This window comes from Algoriphagus aurantiacus (assembly GCF_035156405.1).
GTDB classification, from domain to species: domain Bacteria; phylum Bacteroidota; class Bacteroidia; order Cytophagales; family Cyclobacteriaceae; genus Algoriphagus; species Algoriphagus aurantiacus.
Genome location: NZ_JAXRUT010000012.1, coordinates 19,069 through 35,433, shown reverse-complemented (window position 1 = coordinate 35,433; position 16,365 = coordinate 19,069). Strand labels below are relative to the sequence as shown.

Below are 16,365 nucleotides of genomic sequence, written 5' to 3'. Positions count from 1 at the left end.
TATTTATAAATCAGATTGCTTGTTATGAAATGCAAATAGCTGTATGTTTACTTCATAAATGATCTGTTGTGGTATTTTTGATTTTACCAAGAATAATAGCCGATCAAAGCAACCACTATTTCAATGCAGGAAAGGGGAATCAACAGTACATTTAAAAAACTTATTTACGAGTCATCAGAGATGGTGTTTCTTGCAGATGATACCTTTCCGTACGCTATTTTTTATTCGAATAAATCCTTTGAAGAGCAGATTGGCGAAAGTCTAGTAGATAGAAGTCTAGTTGGATTGGGGCTCGATATCAGTAGTTTTATCTTCAAGGAAGAATTAAATTTAAGTCATGGAGGGAATGAATATGATTTTCATATAGAACTTCCGCAGGACAGCTCTACAAACTATTTTTTATTTTATAAAGGGAAAAAAGTCAGGAATCAGGGGTTACCCACGAAAAAGGAGTTGCAACAATTTCTAGTAGAATTTCCAGATGCACAATTAGTATTAAAGCCAGATGGTGAAGTTTTTATTTCCAATACGGAAGCTCTAAACCTCCTTGGGTTTACTAGTGATGAGAAATTAAATCATCTTAGTGAATTAGAAGATTTATTGGACAATCCTCAACAATGGAGAAATTGGATTAGTGCTGCTGTTTCTGGTACTACTACCCAACGTTTTTCAGTCGTACTTACTAATCCATCTGGAAATCAACAGACTATAGAAATTGCTTCAAAGCAACTCATAGTGGAAGGTTTACAGTATGTGATGCTTTCATTCCAAAATATTTCAGAGAAAGTTACGCTGGAAAAGGATTTGGAAGATAGCAGCAATTTCTTAATGAACCTTACAGAGCAGGTTCCTGGTGGTTTATATCAATTGGTGATGGATACTGAGGGTAAAATGAGCTTCTCATTTCTCTCTAAAGGTATAGCACAAGTATTAGGTTTGGAGCCTGAAGAGATTGAGAATTTCACAGATATATCGATGGCAATTTCCCGTGTTCATCCGATGGATTTACCACAGGTAATAATGAGTTCTATAGCTTCAGCAAAAAAGATAGAACCTTGGCAATGTCAATTCCGAGTAAAATCGAATCCAACTTCTGATGAATATCGCTGGGTTCTTGGCGCTGCAAGACCGCAAGCACTCGCAAATGGGGATATGGTTTGGTATGGATACCTGACGGATATTAGCAAACAGAAAGAGTTTGAAGCCACGCTAGATGAATCAAGAAAAGCTGCAGAAAAAGCTAATCAAATCAAGTCTGATTTCCTTTCTATGATCAGTCATGAGCTCCGCACTCCGTTGAATGCAATTTCAGGATCAACTTATTCCTTAATCCATGACCATCCGCAAGTCCACCAAAAACCTGAGTTGGAAACCATCAATTTTGCTGTGGATAACCTAATCATTATGATCAACGATTTGCTTGATTTTCAGAAAATTGAAGCAGGCAAATTAACCATCGAAAAATCTCCTTTTCACCTGAGTTCATTTGTAAATCAAATAATTAAAGGCTTGTCTTTCCATGCTAGAGACAGTAAGAATAGGTTGGAAGTTATTTTTTCTGATGGACTTGACATTACAGTTTCTGGTGATAAAACTCGTCTCTCTCAAATACTGAATAACCTAATCACTAATGCACTTAAATTCACAAATGAAGGTGAGGTCAAAGTGAAAGTTAATTTGCTTGAAAATGGCAATGGAAAGGCCAAGGTATATTTCGAAGTTAGCGATAATGGGATCGGTATTGCACCAGAGCATCAAGAAAAGATTTTCAACGATTTTGATCAAGTAAGTCCAACTTTTAGCACAAAATACGGCGGAACAGGTCTAGGCCTTTCTATCACGAAAAAGCTATTAAACCTAATGGGAGGAGAAATAGCCCTACAATCCAGATTGAATGAAGGAAGTAAGTTCTTTTTTGAGTTGGAATTTGAGATAGCTGAAATGGAAGTAGAGAAACCTGTTCATATCAACGGATATTTATACCAAAATTCATCACTCCATTTGCTAATGGCTGAAGATAATGATGTGAATGCCCTAGTTTTAGGTAAAATTATCAACAAATGGGGCTTCACCTATGAACGAGTTTTAAACGGATTGGAGGCTGTAAATGCAGTCAAGCAAACCAATTTTGATTGTATTTTGATGGATATTCAAATGCCTGAAATGGATGGTTTTGAAGCCACTTTGGCAATCAAAAAAATCACTGAAGCTCCAGTAATAGCACTTACAGCAGCAGCCAAGCTCGAAATTAAAGATAGAATTGAAGAGTGTGATTTTGACGGTTTTGTGGCAAAGCCAATTGACGCATCTGAATTACAGAAGATCATCCAAGAAGTAATTTATGAAAGAAATCAGAGCGCCTGAGCCTTTTCTAAATACTCTTTTACTAAATCCATATTTGGGTAATTCTGATTCAATTCTGCTAAGTATTGTAGTGCAGAAGTCTTATCTCCTTCCATTACATAGTAAATACCCTTATTTCTTAATGCAAATGGATTCTTTGGATCCATTTGAATACTTTGGTTAATTAGGTCAAGTCCTTGTTCTTTTTGATCCATAAAAAGGAGGTAAAGTCCTTTGTTATTGTAGAAATATGCTTCGCTCTTATCCAATGAAAGTGCTTTCTCTATTGCATTCAAAGCTTCACTGTAATTTTGCTCATCAAAATAGATCATGGAGCGTAAATTATGAAGGTTTGGCTCCAGTGGATTAATTGCCATTGCCTCACTTAAAATCTTTTTAGCTCCTTCTGAATCTTTCTGATAATAGAGGATTGTTGCTTGGTTTACTAGCAGATCAGAATTCTCAGGATTGAGTTCAGCTGCTTTGCCAAATGCCTCAAGTGCTTCAGGGAAATTAGCTAGTTTTTCTTGCACCAAGCCAGATAGAAAGTGACTTCTCCAATTTTCATCATCGAGTTGTACCAGTTTTTGCGCATCTTCTCTAGCATTGTAAAACTCTCCATTGTCCATGTAATTCAAACCTCTTTGGAAAATAGCATCGTAATAATCGGGCTTGTATTTGATAGCAAGACTAAGGTCTTGGATGCTCTCACTAAGTTGGTTTAGCTGTAAGTGAGCGAGCGCTTTATTATAATAAGCATCAGCATAAGTAGAGTCCATCACTAAGGCTTCACTATAGAATTCCATGGCGCCTTTAGGATCATTCTCCTCCATCTTTTCATTCCCTTTCAATAGAAATCTACCTTTCTTATTTTCGTCACTATCACATGAAAATCCTGTCCAGATACTGATCAGGACTATAAGCGTTTTAATCGTTTTTTTCATGTTCTATCTCTTCAGCTTCCTCATGTTGCACTTCTATCTTTTCATCTTCTTTTTCTTCCCCAAGCAATATCGCAAAAGGTCGGGTAGATTCACTTAAATCAAATATTTCCCGGAGAATTGCCATCATGGGAATGACCAGAATCATTCCTGCTACACCCCAGATTGTGCCTCCAATGATTAATCCAAGGAAGGTGATGAAAGCATTAAGATTGACATTACCGCCTACGATTTTTGGGGTTAGGAAATTACCCTCAATCATCTGTATAATCTGATAGCTCACGAGCACTCCGGCAGGATAAAATAAACTATCCTTGGTAAGGAAGGAGTATATCATAGGAAGCATTGCTCCGAAAAACGGACCAACGTAAGGAATAATATTCAACATTGCTCCAAGCGTACCGAAAAATACAGCGTGCTTAATTCCCAGTAAGGAAAATGCAGTGATGTTTAATACTGCCAGAATTCCCATCACTTTTACTACTCCCACGATGTAGTTTAGAATCACTTTTCGCAGACTGACAATACGAATTTTGACAAGTTCAGGGTCTTTATCCTTGTAAATATGAATAATTACATTGGTCAGGTGATTTCTATACAAAAGAAAGAAAAACATGAAAACTGGTATCAAAACAAGACCTGTAAGCGAACCTACTGTCTTCATAGCAAAGTCACCTATACTCGAACTATTCTCAGTCAGCAAGTTTTTCAGATAATCCGTATTGGCTTTTTCGGCTATTGCTGTATCAATGGAGAACGTGTCCATAGCCCACTGATCAATATCCTCTGCATATTCCGTGAGCCTTCCCGATACATCATCAAAGTCTTTAGTGAAACTTGCTACGTTCCCCACAATGAAGGTCAACAGGCCTCCTACAACTGCGATCATCATCAAAAGGGAAATCACACAAGAAAGAATCCTTGGAACTTTTTTAGACTCAAGCCATATTGAAAGCGGCGTAAATAAAATCGCGAAAAACCCCCCCATAAATAAAGGGACAAGTAGACTTTTACCTACAATCAGAAAAAACACCAAAACGATAATGAATATCATTACCGAAAGAGCGCGTATATAAGTAGGAATATTAAATCCAGTATTTCCCATTAAGATTTTGGTTTTGTTTAAATACCTAATTCCTTGATACAATTAGTAAGTAAAGAAAGCGAATTATTCTGAAATCAATCCTGCCCTTTTTAATAAGGCATGCTGCTGAGGTTCTCTACCTCGGAATCGCTTGTATAGGATAGAAGGATGCTCGCTTCCACCCGCTGAGAGTATATTTTTGACGAATGAATCTGCAGTAGCTTTATCAAAAATGCCTTTCTCTTGGAACAATTCGAATGCATCTGCATCCAAGACTTCTGCCCATTTGTAGCTGTAATATCCAGAAGAATAGCCCCCTTGGAAAATATGGGAAAACGAAGTGCTCATTAAGGTTCCAGGTACTTTAGGAAGTAAGTCTGTTGGTTTCATTACTTCTTCTTCAAATTCGGAAATGCTTGAAATGTCATTCGGTTCCTTGCTGTGATATGCCATATCCAATAGGCTAAAGCTGATTTGTCTTACTGTCTGATAGCCTTGCTGGAAATTAGAAGCCTTTTTGATTTTTTCGATTAGATGTTCAGGGATCTTTTCACCTGTTTCATAGTGCTTCGCAAAAAGATCCAAGCATTCTTTTTCATAACACCAGTTTTCAAAAATCTGCGATGGTAACTCTACAAAATCCCAGAATACACTGGTGCCGGAAAGTGACTCATAGGTTCCTTTTGCCATCATGCCATGAAGCGCATGACCAAATTCATGGAAAAGTGTGGTGACTTCATTGAGGGTCAAAAGACTTGGTTTAGACTTGGTCGGTTTAGTGAAATTACACACGATGGAAACATGTGGTCTGATATCTTCACCATCTTTGATGCTTTGACCCTTGTAGCTGGTCATCCAAGCTCCATTTCTTTTGCCAGCACGTGGGAAAAAGTCAGCATAGAAGACAGAAAGAAACTTTCCATCCATGTCTTTGACTTCGTAGGCAGTTACATCTTTATGGTAAAGAGGAATGTCCGCCACGGGAGTAAAGGTAATTCCATACAGTTTTTGGGCGGTTTGAAATACGCCGTCGATTACTTTTTCCAGCTGGAAGTACGGTCTTAACAACTCATCATCCAGAGCGTATTTTTCCTTTTTCAGAAGTTCAGAATAGTAGGCAAAATCCCACTTTTTCAAATTTTCCAGTCTATCTAATTCCTTTGCAAATGCCTCCAGCTCTTTTACTTCGGCAATTCCCTTTGGCTTCGCTTTTTCGAGCAATGAATCCAAAAAGGCGATGACTTGCCTAGGACTTTTAGCCATTCGCTCTTCCAATACAAAATCCGCATGGCTTTTATAGCCTAGAAGAACTGCTCGATTGTGACGTAATTTCAAGATATTTTTGATGATTTCCTGGTTATCCAATTCATCTCCTTTTGCACATCTCGAGCCACTGGCCCTGAAAAGTGTCTCACGCAATGCTCTGTTTTTCGCATAAGTCATCGCAGGAATATAGCTCGGATAGTCTAATGTAAAGGCCCATTTTTCAGGTTGACCTTTTTCTTCTGCGATTTGTGCCGCAGCTTCTTTAATTCCATCAGGAAGCCCTTCAAGGTCAGATTCCTGATCTACGAAATGCACAAACTTATTTGTCTCAGCTAGTACGTTTTCGCCAAACATCAAAGAGACTTGAGCCAATTCTTGATCTATTTTTCTTAGCTGATCTGCTTCTTCACCCTTCAGCTTAGCTCCGTTTCGCACGAAAGATTTATAGGTTTTCTCCAGCAAAGTTGTTTGCTCGGGAGATAGTTTTAGTTGGTTCTTTTGCTCAAAAACTCGTGAAACTCTCTGGAAAAGGACTTGATCTAGGAGTATATCGTTGCCGTGCTCTGTTAAGAGTGGGGATATCTCTCGAGCCAGAGATTGGATTTCTTCATTAGTCTCCGCTGCATTGAGGTTGAAAAATATACCTGCAATAATGCCAAGCCGCTTGCCAGCACTATCTAACGCTTCAATTGTGTTTTCAAAGCTTGGAACTGTATCCGCTTTAATCTTTGAGATATCCTCTTTGGCTTCAGCAATGGCTGATTTTACGGCAGGAAGAAAATGAGTTGGAGTGATTTGATCAAAAGGAGCGGTATCAAATGGTGTAGCGAAATCCGCCAATAATGGGTTATTCATAAATCTAGAATCGTATCGTTTGGCTAACTAAACAGGAGCTTTCCAAGAAGGTTCCATGAAGTGACCTACTTTGGATAATTCAATGGCTAATTTACCGATTTGAGATGTAAAGCTTTCCCACATCCAGATAGGATGCGGGATTTTTTTCGCTAACTCTAAGTTTTTGTTATAATGATCAAATTGCCCCAGTCCAAAATAAGCCTCAGCACGATTGACAGATATCCAAAATTTTTGGGTATTGTAGTATTCTTGCAATTCTTTCCCATCTTTTGTATCGTCATTAAGATTTGCTTCATCATTTTTTTCTTTCGCCAATACTATTGGCCAATCTCTTTCACATAGGTACAATACACGATTCCATGTTCTTTTTGCCATTACCAGATCAGCTATTTTTTCGGTATCGCTAGTGGCAAGGTTTGAATTTGCCCGATAGACGTAAGTAATGGCAAGATTGATCCCATTATATCTATTATTTAAAGTGTAATAACTACGTAGAAAGTAGAGAAGGGCTTCATCCAAATGCTTCTCTCCTTCGCCGCATTCGTAAAGCTTTTTCTCAACAGCTCCTGCCATTGACACGGTTTCAGGGTCATTAGTGTGCGCCAAGTTAATGGATTTAAGTAACCCCATGGCTTCATAAAGCGAACCGACTAGATCAGGTTTTGCAGCCTTATAGGTGGTGAACGCTAGCCGATGAGTCAAATACGTGTCTGGTTGTGAGGTATTCATGTTTGCCAGAACCACAGCGGTTTGAAAGAGTATTTTTGCTTTTTCAAATTCTTTTTGCTCTATCAAGTCTTCTGCATCCTGAATGATTTTGGAGAGGGCCTCTCCAGTTTCTGGAGGAGTACTATCAGATTCGGAAATTTCCTCAGCAGCATCATCCAATGCATCTTGGATTCTGGGAGGAATCAATGAATTCAGGTAGGTATAGACGGGACTGTCTGCTTCCTCTTTGTTTATTACTGCATCGATTTGTTTTCCCAATCCCTCCTTGAATCGTTCTGCTTCCTCTATATCAATGGCATCTCCGAGATGGTTGTATTTATTGATTACGATATGATTCAAATCGAAAGGATAGACGAGCTTGTCTTCAGAGACCACTATAGTGGTATAGGGCCTCAATGCATGTCTGATTCCAAGTTCATAAATCGCATTGCTATTGGATGTGGAAAGATCTGCAATCACAAGGTCGGCCTGCAATAGTTCTTTATACATCTGCACATCTATTGAGCCAGAGTGTAAAATTTCGTCAGCTCGTACGCACACTAAACCTTTGGATTCTACTACTGGTTTGATTAAAAACTTGTAGGATTTATTTAGGTCAAGCTTTCTGCCACTTACATAATCTGTTTTGGTACCAAATCCCATCACTACAAAACATCTCTTTTTAGTATTTCCCATAAAAATATTTGCTTTAAAAATCCAATATAATCTTTATCCATTTCGGTTTCAATGTCTTAAAACAATAAAAGCCGACACAAATGCCAGCTTTTATTCTAATTGGATTTTAAATTGACTTTAGAAGTATAAGTCACAGCTCATGGTCTCCATACCTATAGGCGAGCCGTCAGGCGATTTGATCTCTTCTTGGACGGTTAACTCTACTGGTAGATCCAGAAATGCATCGATTTTGTCTATGAGATAATCTGAGTGCATAGAAAACAGTCTTGAGGTACTTCTGTCCTCTAAGGCTTCATCTTTTAAATTATCCAAGTGACCTCTAACTATTGCTCGAACTGTATTTGAGGTTTCTGTGCTTTTTGCCAGAGCAATCATACGATCAATCATTTTGGCCTCAGTCATTAGTTTAATTTCCAAGTTTGCCCCTTCAGATTCGTTGGAAGAAAATACCTGCTTTTCAATAGTGGTTAAAACGTCGTCAAAGCTTGGTAGATCTTTGTTTTGTAGGTTTTGGATATAAATACGATCAGCTCTTGCTTCATTAAATAGGAAAGTGAGTGTTAAGTCCACAATGGTTTCAGCGGGGGCAATTGGATCAAACATAAGTCCAGTACGTGAAACGAAGGTTTCCCTGTTTTTTCCATAGCCAAACGGACGGGGTGGAATCAGGTTTAGCACATGATTGGGTACTTCCAATTGAGCTGGGGAAATAGCAAAAAGTAAAGCTTTCAATGCTTCATCTTGCTCCATTGAACTTACCCATTCATGATTTGGCTGGTTGTCTCCTTTTATTTTATACCTATAATCAACGCCACCTAACAATTTGCTCGTGGCTTCTATCTGATATCTGTGCATTAGATAAAGTGGTACAAATACTTCTTCGAGCAGCGCTTGAGGTTGGCCTGCTGGAATGGCATTTAAGCCAAAAGTTTTCATTCGATTTTCTCGCAATTCAAGCATCCGCATCAATTCTGCTGAGGCTGATGCACCATTATCCCAAAGGTGAGATGTTGGATGAGCACCACTTGGACTTCTAGAGTCCGAATCCGTAATAAATTGATGACCCGCTTCGTAAGTTTCTTCCAAGGTGTTTTTAAGAAAAGTAGCCTCATCCTGACCTTCGGGAGTCACAGCATAGCCATATTTGATTGCCCACTTATCCCAATCACCGATTTTATCATCATAAGCTTCGCTTAGATCAAGATCACCGCTAGCGGTCTCCTTGATGAGCGGATAAGGATAATCCATTACGGATGAGCGATTGTTGGCTGATGTAGCATAGCTATGTGCTAAACCAATGGTATGACCGATCTCATGGGCAGATAGTTGTTTGAGTCGCGCAACTGCCATTTCTAACATTTCAGGGTTGGCTGGAGCACCTTCTTCGAATGGCTGTAAAAGCCCCTGTGCAATTAGGTAATCCTGTCTCACGCGAAGAGAACCTAAAGAAACATGACCTTTCAAGATCTCGCCAGTTCGTGGATCACGTACACTTGCTCCATAGGACCAGCCACGTGTAGAGCGGTGAACCCACTGTATTACATTATATCTGACATCCATTAGATCCATGCCTTCTGGTGCAAGTTCCACACGAAATGCATTAATAAATCCTGCCGCCTCGAAAGCTTGATTCCACCAGTTTCCTCCTTCTATCAAAGCAGAAGCTACGGGTTCTGGCGTGCCTCTATCAAGGTAATACACGATTGGCTCTACCGCCTCTGACATTGCTGCACTTGGATCTTTCTTCTCCAATCGATGACGGGCGATGAATTTCTTCATGATAGGCTCAGAGATTGGTGTAGTGAAATCCATATAGGAAATGCTTCCAAATCCAGCTCGCGGATCAAATTCACGAGGCTCATATTTGTCATCTGGAAGCTCTATGAATGAATGTCGCTGACGCACAGTCACTGCATCTGGTGAAGGGGTGACAGATCTTAGATTTCCACCTGTTGCCTGCCCCGTCAAAGTGATTATGGCTTCCACTTCAGTGTTTTGGGGGAAGTTTTTGGTCATCGGGTAGTACAAGGCAGAGCGGCTCGCGTCTGGTCGGAATGTTCCCTGACTGCTTCTGGTTAATCTCTCGGAAACTCCATGTACATCCTGAAGGTAAAAATTGGTTGCATCTATGATTAATTTATCACCTTCTTTTTGTGTGATTTCAAATCCCCAAAGGATTGATTCTGCAAAAGCATCTTTAATGGATTGAACTTCGGCAGGGTTATCTGAATAAGCTCTGAAGTCGTAGTTTTTGTGAACTAAAAACAACTTGTTTCCGGACTTTCTGAATTCTACAATTCTCGTATTGCCTAGTTGACCGCGATCCAGGCCAATGTCATTAGACCCAATTCCAGCTGTGAGTGAATTGACATAGAGAAATTCCCACTCCAGCTTATCAATTTCGAGGTAAATCTTCCCTTTGTCTTCATCGAGATAAAAAGGAATAAATCCGTCCTTTTTACTCATTTTACTCAAATCTAGGCTTTGAGTAAACCCGGTATTTAGAGAGAGGACTGCGATTAGAATTAATAGTAGTTGTTTTTTCATAGCTGTTGGTAGTTTGATTCCAAATTATCAAAAAAGTAGGCTCTTATGTTTACCATTGATGGAAATTTACCGATGTAGCATGTATCGAATCAGCAAAGTGGTTTCAGTTTGCCTAGGTCCATCGATCTCCTGTAGTCCTGAACTGATGCTTTCTCTGTCTGTATAGGCAGTCCGTGAAAAACGGAAATAAGTAGTGATTTTCGAATTGATTTTGTATTGGGCAAGTAGATAATAGCGCATGCCTTGACCAGCAAATGCAGGGATTGAGAAGGTCCACAGTACATTATTTTCAAAAGCATAAAGCCTAGTATCATAATCTTCGGTATCAAAAAGAGCAACCCTCCCAGTCAATCTAAATTTATTGATACTGTATTGAGCATCTTGGAGAATCATGAATCCTGTGGACTTTTGGTTATTATATATGACCCTACTAAACAGAATTCTGGATCGGAAAAAGAAAGCTTTGCTGACCTGGTATTCTAGGCTAAGTAGTCCATTTATTTTATTCAATGGCCTGATTTGGTAGGGGAGCGCGGGCTCTCCAGAATCAGATAGATTTCGGTCTTTTTGTTCTTCCCGGATCTGAAAGAATGCTGTCAAGTTTCTATTAGGTTGGTAACTGACTCTGGCTAGCCATTCATAGCCTTTGGATGGAGCATACAGCCTGTATCTAAGCCAGGGAAATCTGAAAAAATCATAATACGCATTGATTTTCCATTTGGAAATGGGCTTGACTTGAATGCCAATATAAACACCTTGCTCATTGGCAGGCCTTGTACTTTCTGAAAATGAATTGGCGTAAAAACTATGAAAATTGGTATCGTACTTTCTCCATAAGAAAGAAAAATCCACTTGCTTGCTTAGGCTGGATACAAAACCGAGAATATTGCCTTTCCCGCCTGACTGCGAAATCGCTGATTCCCCAAAGAGAAAGAAGTTTTTCCAATTGTAATTCATATAGAAACTACCCACGCTATTGCTTATCCCCGCGAAATCAAATTGATTGTAAAGTGTAGGTTTTTTCACCCAAGGATGATTAAATCTAGTGAACAGGTAGTTGGTGCCAGCTTGAAGCTTTCCTGAAGCTGAGGAAAACTGGATATTTCCTCCTATGCTCAGCTCACGGAATTGATTTTTTGTACTGAGTTCGCTAGCAGTACGGTGAAGCCCACTTTGGTTAAATGAACTGATCGTCAAGTCCTCCGTACTTAGTGTGTCTAAAGTGCTGGCAGCTCGTCCATCACGAGGAGCGTAGGAAGCAATCAAGCTACTTTGCCACTTACCACTTTGATAGGTAAGTCCAGCTCCACGGAAGAAACCAAATTCTAATGCAGCTGTGTATGGCAAAATTCCAACACTGCTTCTCCTAACAGTAGGAACAGTTTCAGCGCCTTTGCCTAGTGAATATCCTGCACCAAACACTAGCCCTTGGCCAAACTGTGCTTGAAAGTCACCAACAGCGATGGTTTTCCATTTTCCGACATAATACTTATTGAAGTGAAAGGAGAAAAAATTAAATCCATACCTAGCCGTCTTGCCATCCCAAGTGAATTGCTCTCCAGGATCTTTATCAAGTGTAAAACCAAGACTAAAATCCCGTGCGTGCTGTATGCGAAATCTGAGGTAGAATTCGTTAGGATCGCCTAAATAGCGGTTTGAAATCTTTCCTGTTGAACTGGTATCTGCAGGAGTAAATCCTTTACGTGTTTCCCAAGTGCGACGATTACGAAGCAATAAATAAGCTTGTTCTTCAGTTGCAACGCGTCGCCAGAAGGATTGTGTTTGATTAGAAGTGCCGGTTCCTAAAGTTAAAAAGGGAAGAATTTGATCTATAGTTTTCAGATCAAAACCTGGAACAGCTTGGAGCTCATACAAGGAAACCAAAGGTCCAAATCTAGTACGATATGAAATTAACTCGTTTATTTGGCTAGGATCAAGAAGATAGCTAGCACCTAGAACTTCAGCATTTGCACGGTTTACATCCATTGGATTTAGATACAATTGTAGGAGCACTTCGTAGATAGCTTCGTAATCCAAGTCCTCATCTTGAACAGGAAAAAGGCGCTCTATAAATGATTCCAAATCTATTTCTTTCTGTGGAGGCTGCTGTGAAAAAGCCAGAAAGTTCACGAATAATGAAAGCCATGTTATGATAATGAGAGCTTTCATTTTTTTGCAAATGAATAGCCCAAACTCAGATGATTCGTACTTCCCAAAGGCTGATTTTGGCCATAGGCATAGTCCAATCTAGTCCGATTTGATTTCAAACCTACTCCAAAGAAGAGCCTGCTGGGATTACTGTTGATACCTGTTCGTAGAAATATCCATTCTTTGATTCCGTATTCCAGTCCAGCTTTTACTATAGGTTTGATTTGAATATCCTTCTCCAATTCGAGATGAACTTGAAGTTGAGAAATAGGAGTGTAAAAAATCCCCAGACTCACACCAGTTGGAAGTCTTGTTTCGGAGTCTTTTGAGATTTTGGATCGATTCAGGTTGGAAATGCTAGCTCCAATAGAAAATGTAGAACTGAGCTCTGCTATACCACCCAAACTAAAAATAACACTGCTGCCACTCCCGAATCCTTCTATCTGAGTTTGAAACCATTCTAATTTCCCACCGACGCTTACAATCCCCAATTGATTTGCGAAAGCCAAACCCAGCGATTGCTGGTTGAATAACTTTCCGCCATAGCGAGAGACTCCAAATCCAAGAGTTCCAGCTTTTACTTTCCAGGCACCGACAAGATCAACTGTATTTAGCTCCTTTATCCCAAATCGACTATCATAGCCTACCGAAACAGCTGAAGACTCCAATTTGGCGAGCCCACCGGGATTATTGAAATAGCTCCAAGTGTCCATGCCATGTACACGCAGATTACCCATACCTTGACTTCTGGCGCCATGTACCTGCGTGAGTGGGTCTGTTTGTGCTTTTATTGAAAAAGGCAGACAAAGCAGGAAGCAGATAAAAATCAATTGCTTCATAATGAATCGAAAAAAAGTCTTAACTAATTTAGTAAAAACTTGATAATCAATCCAAGTAACTAGCAGTTTTTCGGAAAACTAATAATTAGAAAGGCGCAGAAAAATTGAAGAAGAAATTACCTTCCTTACTGTTATTCATAGAATATTCAAAACGAAATACGGCATCATAAAAGCCAACCAAGTCGATACCTGTGCCATAACCAATAAGGTATTTATTGGCAAGGCGGGAATTTTCGGGGATACTATTTCTATCCTTTACATAGCCGTGATCGAAATTCGCACTTAGATAAAGACGGATAGGGATTGTATTGAATTGTTCCAGTTTAATCATATTGGAAATGTCAATTTTCCAATCAACGAATTTCCATCGGAAACTGTTTTTATGAACGTAAAGTTGCTGCCCTTCAATCACATTTAGCTCATATCCACGGACGAAATTTGGGCTGTAACCAATACCTCTTACTAAAGTATAAGGTTGGTTTGCACTTAAAAACCAATCAGCCGTCAATCCGGTATTAAAGTGAAATTTGTCAGAGATCTTGAAGTATTTATTGGCCGTAAGATTCACTTCCACTTCATCAAGTTCCTCGGTATAAATTATACCATATTTCGTGATCGATAGATCAAGTAACTCTCCGCTAGTAGCATAAGACACATTATCTCTTCGGTCGTGCCGGAAGGTGTAAGTCGCAAATGAATAGCGTAGCCTATTGTTGTTTTGCTGAAAATAGTTTGGATTTGCGGTAAGTACATCATCGCTGATCCAAGTGGCACTATATCCTAAAGTTAGGAAGTGATAATTGTAGTAACTTCTTCTGAAAGTATATCTAAGTGCAGCAGCGAAGCTTTTTTTAATTATATCTTCACTTTCGTTAGTGTAGAAGACCTGCTTGTTGTACTCAGATTTAATTGGGATGGTCTTATTTTCTTTTAAAGTCAGCTGGGCTGCAAGTCCGTGCTTCTGTTTTTTATCGATGTATGGCTTGCTGTATTGCAAGTCTAAGGCTTTGGTAAAGCCAAGTTGCCCTGCAAATTTAAGTTTTTCATTTCTACCCCCCACATTACTATGGCTAAGCCTTAATCCATAGTTCACTCTTGAGAAATCTCTATTCTGATTGGTCCACCACTCAGAGAAATTTCTGTCAGCAAGCTGAAAGATAATTTGAGGGAGAATATACCAGCGTTCTTTTACCGTAATCAGGATTTCTGCTTCATCATCACCAGTCATTAGCGGGGTGATTTCCACCGCTGTGAAAAGCCTAAGGTTGTAGATCTTCTTCTGATCGGCTATAAGTATTTCTAGAAAAGTATTCCAATCGTAATAAAAATCAGTGGTGAAATCCAACTCCCGCAGGATTACACCTTTCTTAGTCTTTTCATTACCAACGATAAATATATTATTCACCTTCACGCTATCTGGAGCCGTGGTACTTTTGGGTGCAAGTGAAGTATCTACCTGCTGCGCGTAGGAAATATTATGCCCTGACTCTAGAAATAGAGCTAAGAATAACATAGAGAAATAAAGGATATTTGGTTTCTTGAGGATCAAGAGGGAATTCTGAAAGTTTATTATTGGTTATTTACGCAATGGCCACAATTATAGGACTTATTAATGGCAAAAACCATACTTCGAAAGATAGCAATATTTCCAGTCTTGGTGTATCAATACACTATTTCTCCTTTATTTCCTTCAAGCTGCAGGTTTACACCTACATGTAGCCAATATATGAAGGAAGCGATTATGAAGCATGGAATTTTTAGAGGAGGTTGGATGGGGTTAAAACGAATTGCCCGTTGCCACCCTTGGGGAGGCCACGGGCATGATCCAGTTCCTTAGTTTTTGATAGGTTTTAAGCCGTTTTTCAACGCTCGGATGACTAATATAACTCCAGCAATTACCAGTGGTATACTGAGCAATTGTCCCATATTGAAGGCCATAGAATCTTCGAAGTCCACCTGACTTTCTTTGAAGAACTCCCAAATAAACCGCATTCCAAATACGGAAATCAAGAATATTCCAAGAAGAATCCCTTCAGGCAGTCGTTCTTTGTATTTATTCCAAAGGGCGAAGAGCACTAGGAAAATCACAAAGTAGGAGAGGGACTCGTAGATTTGTGTTGGATGCTTTGTTTTTCCAAAGGTTCGCACTGTCACTAAATAGTGGTCTCCTTTATCAGAAATTGACATATCCAGTGGACTTTCTTTTGGCTCGGCAAGGTAATCTTGACTGGAGTTGAATTGAGTTAAGGCATATTTAATATCGCGTCTCAATGTGCTTTCTAGATCTTCCAAAGAATAAGTTCCTTTATTGATTTCTATGTCAATATTAAGTGGAACGATACCATTTCCTACTATTTCAGTTTGGCGATCATCTGGTTTGTAAGGATCGATTGACTCAATGGGTACTTTCAGCGTAGAAAGCAATTCCTCTGTATCCCAAGCATACACAATCCCGTAATCGGAACCCGTGTCTTTTCCTCCTATTTCTGAATTCATCAAATTCCCAAAGCGGATCAAGGCGCCCGTCAATGCTGTCACGATCACAATCCGATCCACCACCCAGAGGTAGCTTTGGCCTGGAGTTCTTTTGGCATAAAGCCATAATGCAATTAAAATGGCAATAGCCGCTCCGTGACTTGCAAGTCCACCTTCCCAAACCTTCAAGATCTCGATTGGATTGCTTAAGTATTTGGCTGGCTCATAGAATAGCACATGACCAAGTCTAGCACCAACTATCGTTGCTAATACCATGTAGATGGTCAATTTGTCAACCAATTCTGGATTTTCACCTTCTTTTTTAAAGAAGTAAACCATGAACTGCTGGGAAATCACAAAACCAGCAGCAAAGAGTAAACTATACCATGGTGGTCTTTCCCATCCTGGTATTACAGATGGATTAGGATCCCAGACCATATAGTTCATGATTAATTCAAGCATA

The 16,365-nt window shown here is 39.5% G+C and carries 11 protein-coding genes; 2 read left to right on the top strand and 9 right to left on the bottom strand.

The features are described from left to right. Positions 1 to 123: 123 nt before the first annotated feature. Positions 124 to 2,364 carry a hybrid sensor histidine kinase/response regulator gene (locus SYJ56_RS13045; RefSeq protein WP_323834738.1) on the top strand — a complete coding sequence of 747 codons (2,241 nt, stop codon included), beginning with the start codon at positions 124 to 126 and terminating at the stop codon, positions 2,362 to 2,364. Here the strand turns inward: SYJ56_RS13045 and SYJ56_RS13040 are convergent. The 8 genes from SYJ56_RS13040 to SYJ56_RS13005 form a co-directional block, all read right to left on the bottom strand. Then, positions 2,352 to 3,287, bottom strand: a complete 936-nt coding sequence (locus tag SYJ56_RS13040) for a tetratricopeptide repeat protein (RefSeq protein ID WP_323834736.1) — start codon at positions 3,285 to 3,287, stop codon at positions 2,352 to 2,354. The two genes, SYJ56_RS13045 and SYJ56_RS13040, sit on opposite strands and share 13 nt — an antisense overlap. Then, the gene (locus tag SYJ56_RS13035; RefSeq protein WP_323834734.1) at positions 3,271 to 4,389 is read right to left on the bottom strand and encodes an AI-2E family transporter; all 1,119 of its coding nucleotides are present in this window, start codon (positions 4,387 to 4,389) and stop codon (positions 3,271 to 3,273) included. The genes SYJ56_RS13040 and SYJ56_RS13035 overlap by 17 nt, the downstream gene beginning before the upstream one ends. A gap of 63 nt (positions 4,390 to 4,452) precedes the next feature. Beyond that, complete coding sequence (locus SYJ56_RS13030; protein WP_323834733.1) at positions 4,453 to 6,489, bottom strand: M3 family metallopeptidase; 2,037 nt, start codon at positions 6,487 to 6,489, stop codon at positions 4,453 to 4,455. A 27-nt stretch (positions 6,490 to 6,516) separates the two neighbouring features. Then, positions 6,517 to 7,893, bottom strand: a complete 1,377-nt coding sequence (locus SYJ56_RS13025) for a tetratricopeptide repeat-containing protein (RefSeq protein WP_323834731.1) — start codon at positions 7,891 to 7,893, stop codon at positions 6,517 to 6,519. 117 nt (positions 7,894 to 8,010) lie between these two features. Next, complete coding sequence (locus SYJ56_RS13020) at positions 8,011 to 10,440, bottom strand: zinc-dependent metalloprotease (protein WP_323834728.1); 2,430 nt, start codon at positions 10,438 to 10,440, stop codon at positions 8,011 to 8,013. A gap of 66 nt (positions 10,441 to 10,506) precedes the next feature. Beyond that, the gene (locus tag SYJ56_RS13015) at positions 10,507 to 12,609 is read right to left on the bottom strand and encodes a helix-hairpin-helix domain-containing protein (protein WP_323834726.1); all 2,103 of its coding nucleotides are present in this window, start codon (positions 12,607 to 12,609) and stop codon (positions 10,507 to 10,509) included. Next, a complete protein-coding gene (locus tag SYJ56_RS13010; protein WP_323834724.1) occupies positions 12,606 to 13,427 on the bottom strand; it encodes a PorV/PorQ family protein in 822 nt (273 codons plus the stop codon). Before SYJ56_RS13010 ends, SYJ56_RS13015 begins: the two co-directional genes overlap by 4 nt. A gap of 85 nt (positions 13,428 to 13,512) precedes the next feature. Then, positions 13,513 to 14,940: a BamA/TamA family outer membrane protein gene (locus SYJ56_RS13005; RefSeq protein WP_323834722.1), complete on the bottom strand. Its 1,428-nt coding sequence runs from the start codon at positions 14,938 to 14,940 to the stop codon at positions 13,513 to 13,515. 99 nt (positions 14,941 to 15,039) lie between these two features. Between SYJ56_RS13005 and yidD the strand changes: the two genes are divergently transcribed. Next, on the top strand, positions 15,040 to 15,264 hold the full coding sequence (gene yidD, locus SYJ56_RS13000; RefSeq protein ID WP_323834720.1) for a membrane protein insertion efficiency factor YidD: 225 nt from the start codon (positions 15,040 to 15,042) through the stop codon (positions 15,262 to 15,264). On the opposite strand, the gene SYJ56_RS12995 is transcribed toward yidD, so the two are convergent. Further along, complete coding sequence (locus SYJ56_RS12995) at positions 15,261 to 16,364, bottom strand: prolipoprotein diacylglyceryl transferase (protein WP_323834718.1); 1,104 nt, start codon at positions 16,362 to 16,364, stop codon at positions 15,261 to 15,263. The genes yidD and SYJ56_RS12995 overlap by 4 nt on opposite strands. Position 16,365: the final 1 nt, after the last annotated feature.

Bases quoted from the DNA above. Each gene is read 5' to 3' on its own strand.
- SYJ56_RS13040 (WP_323834736.1), bottom strand. From the start codon at position 3,287: ATGAAAAAAACGATTAAAACGCTTATAGTCCTGATCAGTATCTGGACA.
- SYJ56_RS13030 (WP_323834733.1), bottom strand. From the start codon at position 6,489: ATGAATAACCCATTATTGGCGGATTTCGCTACACCATTTGATACCGCT.
- SYJ56_RS12995 (WP_323834718.1), bottom strand. From the start codon at position 16,364: ATGCTTGAATTAATCATGAACTATATGGTCTGGGATCCTAATCCATCT.
- SYJ56_RS13015 (WP_323834726.1), bottom strand. From the start codon at position 12,609: ATGAAAGCTCTCATTATCATAACATGGCTTTCATTATTCGTGAACTTT.
- SYJ56_RS13045 (WP_323834738.1), top strand. From the start codon at position 124: ATGCAGGAAAGGGGAATCAACAGTACATTTAAAAAACTTATTTACGAG.
- yidD (WP_323834720.1), top strand. From the start codon at position 15,040: ATGGCAAAAACCATACTTCGAAAGATAGCAATATTTCCAGTCTTGGTG.
- SYJ56_RS13005 (WP_323834722.1), bottom strand. From the start codon at position 14,940: ATGTTATTCTTAGCTCTATTTCTAGAGTCAGGGCATAATATTTCCTAC.
- SYJ56_RS13025 (WP_323834731.1), bottom strand. From the start codon at position 7,893: ATGGGAAATACTAAAAAGAGATGTTTTGTAGTGATGGGATTTGGTACC.
- SYJ56_RS13035 (WP_323834734.1), bottom strand. From the start codon at position 4,389: ATGGGAAATACTGGATTTAATATTCCTACTTATATACGCGCTCTTTCG.
- SYJ56_RS13020 (WP_323834728.1), bottom strand. From the start codon at position 10,440: ATGAAAAAACAACTACTATTAATTCTAATCGCAGTCCTCTCTCTAAAT.
- SYJ56_RS13010 (WP_323834724.1), bottom strand. From the start codon at position 13,427: ATGAAGCAATTGATTTTTATCTGCTTCCTGCTTTGTCTGCCTTTTTCA.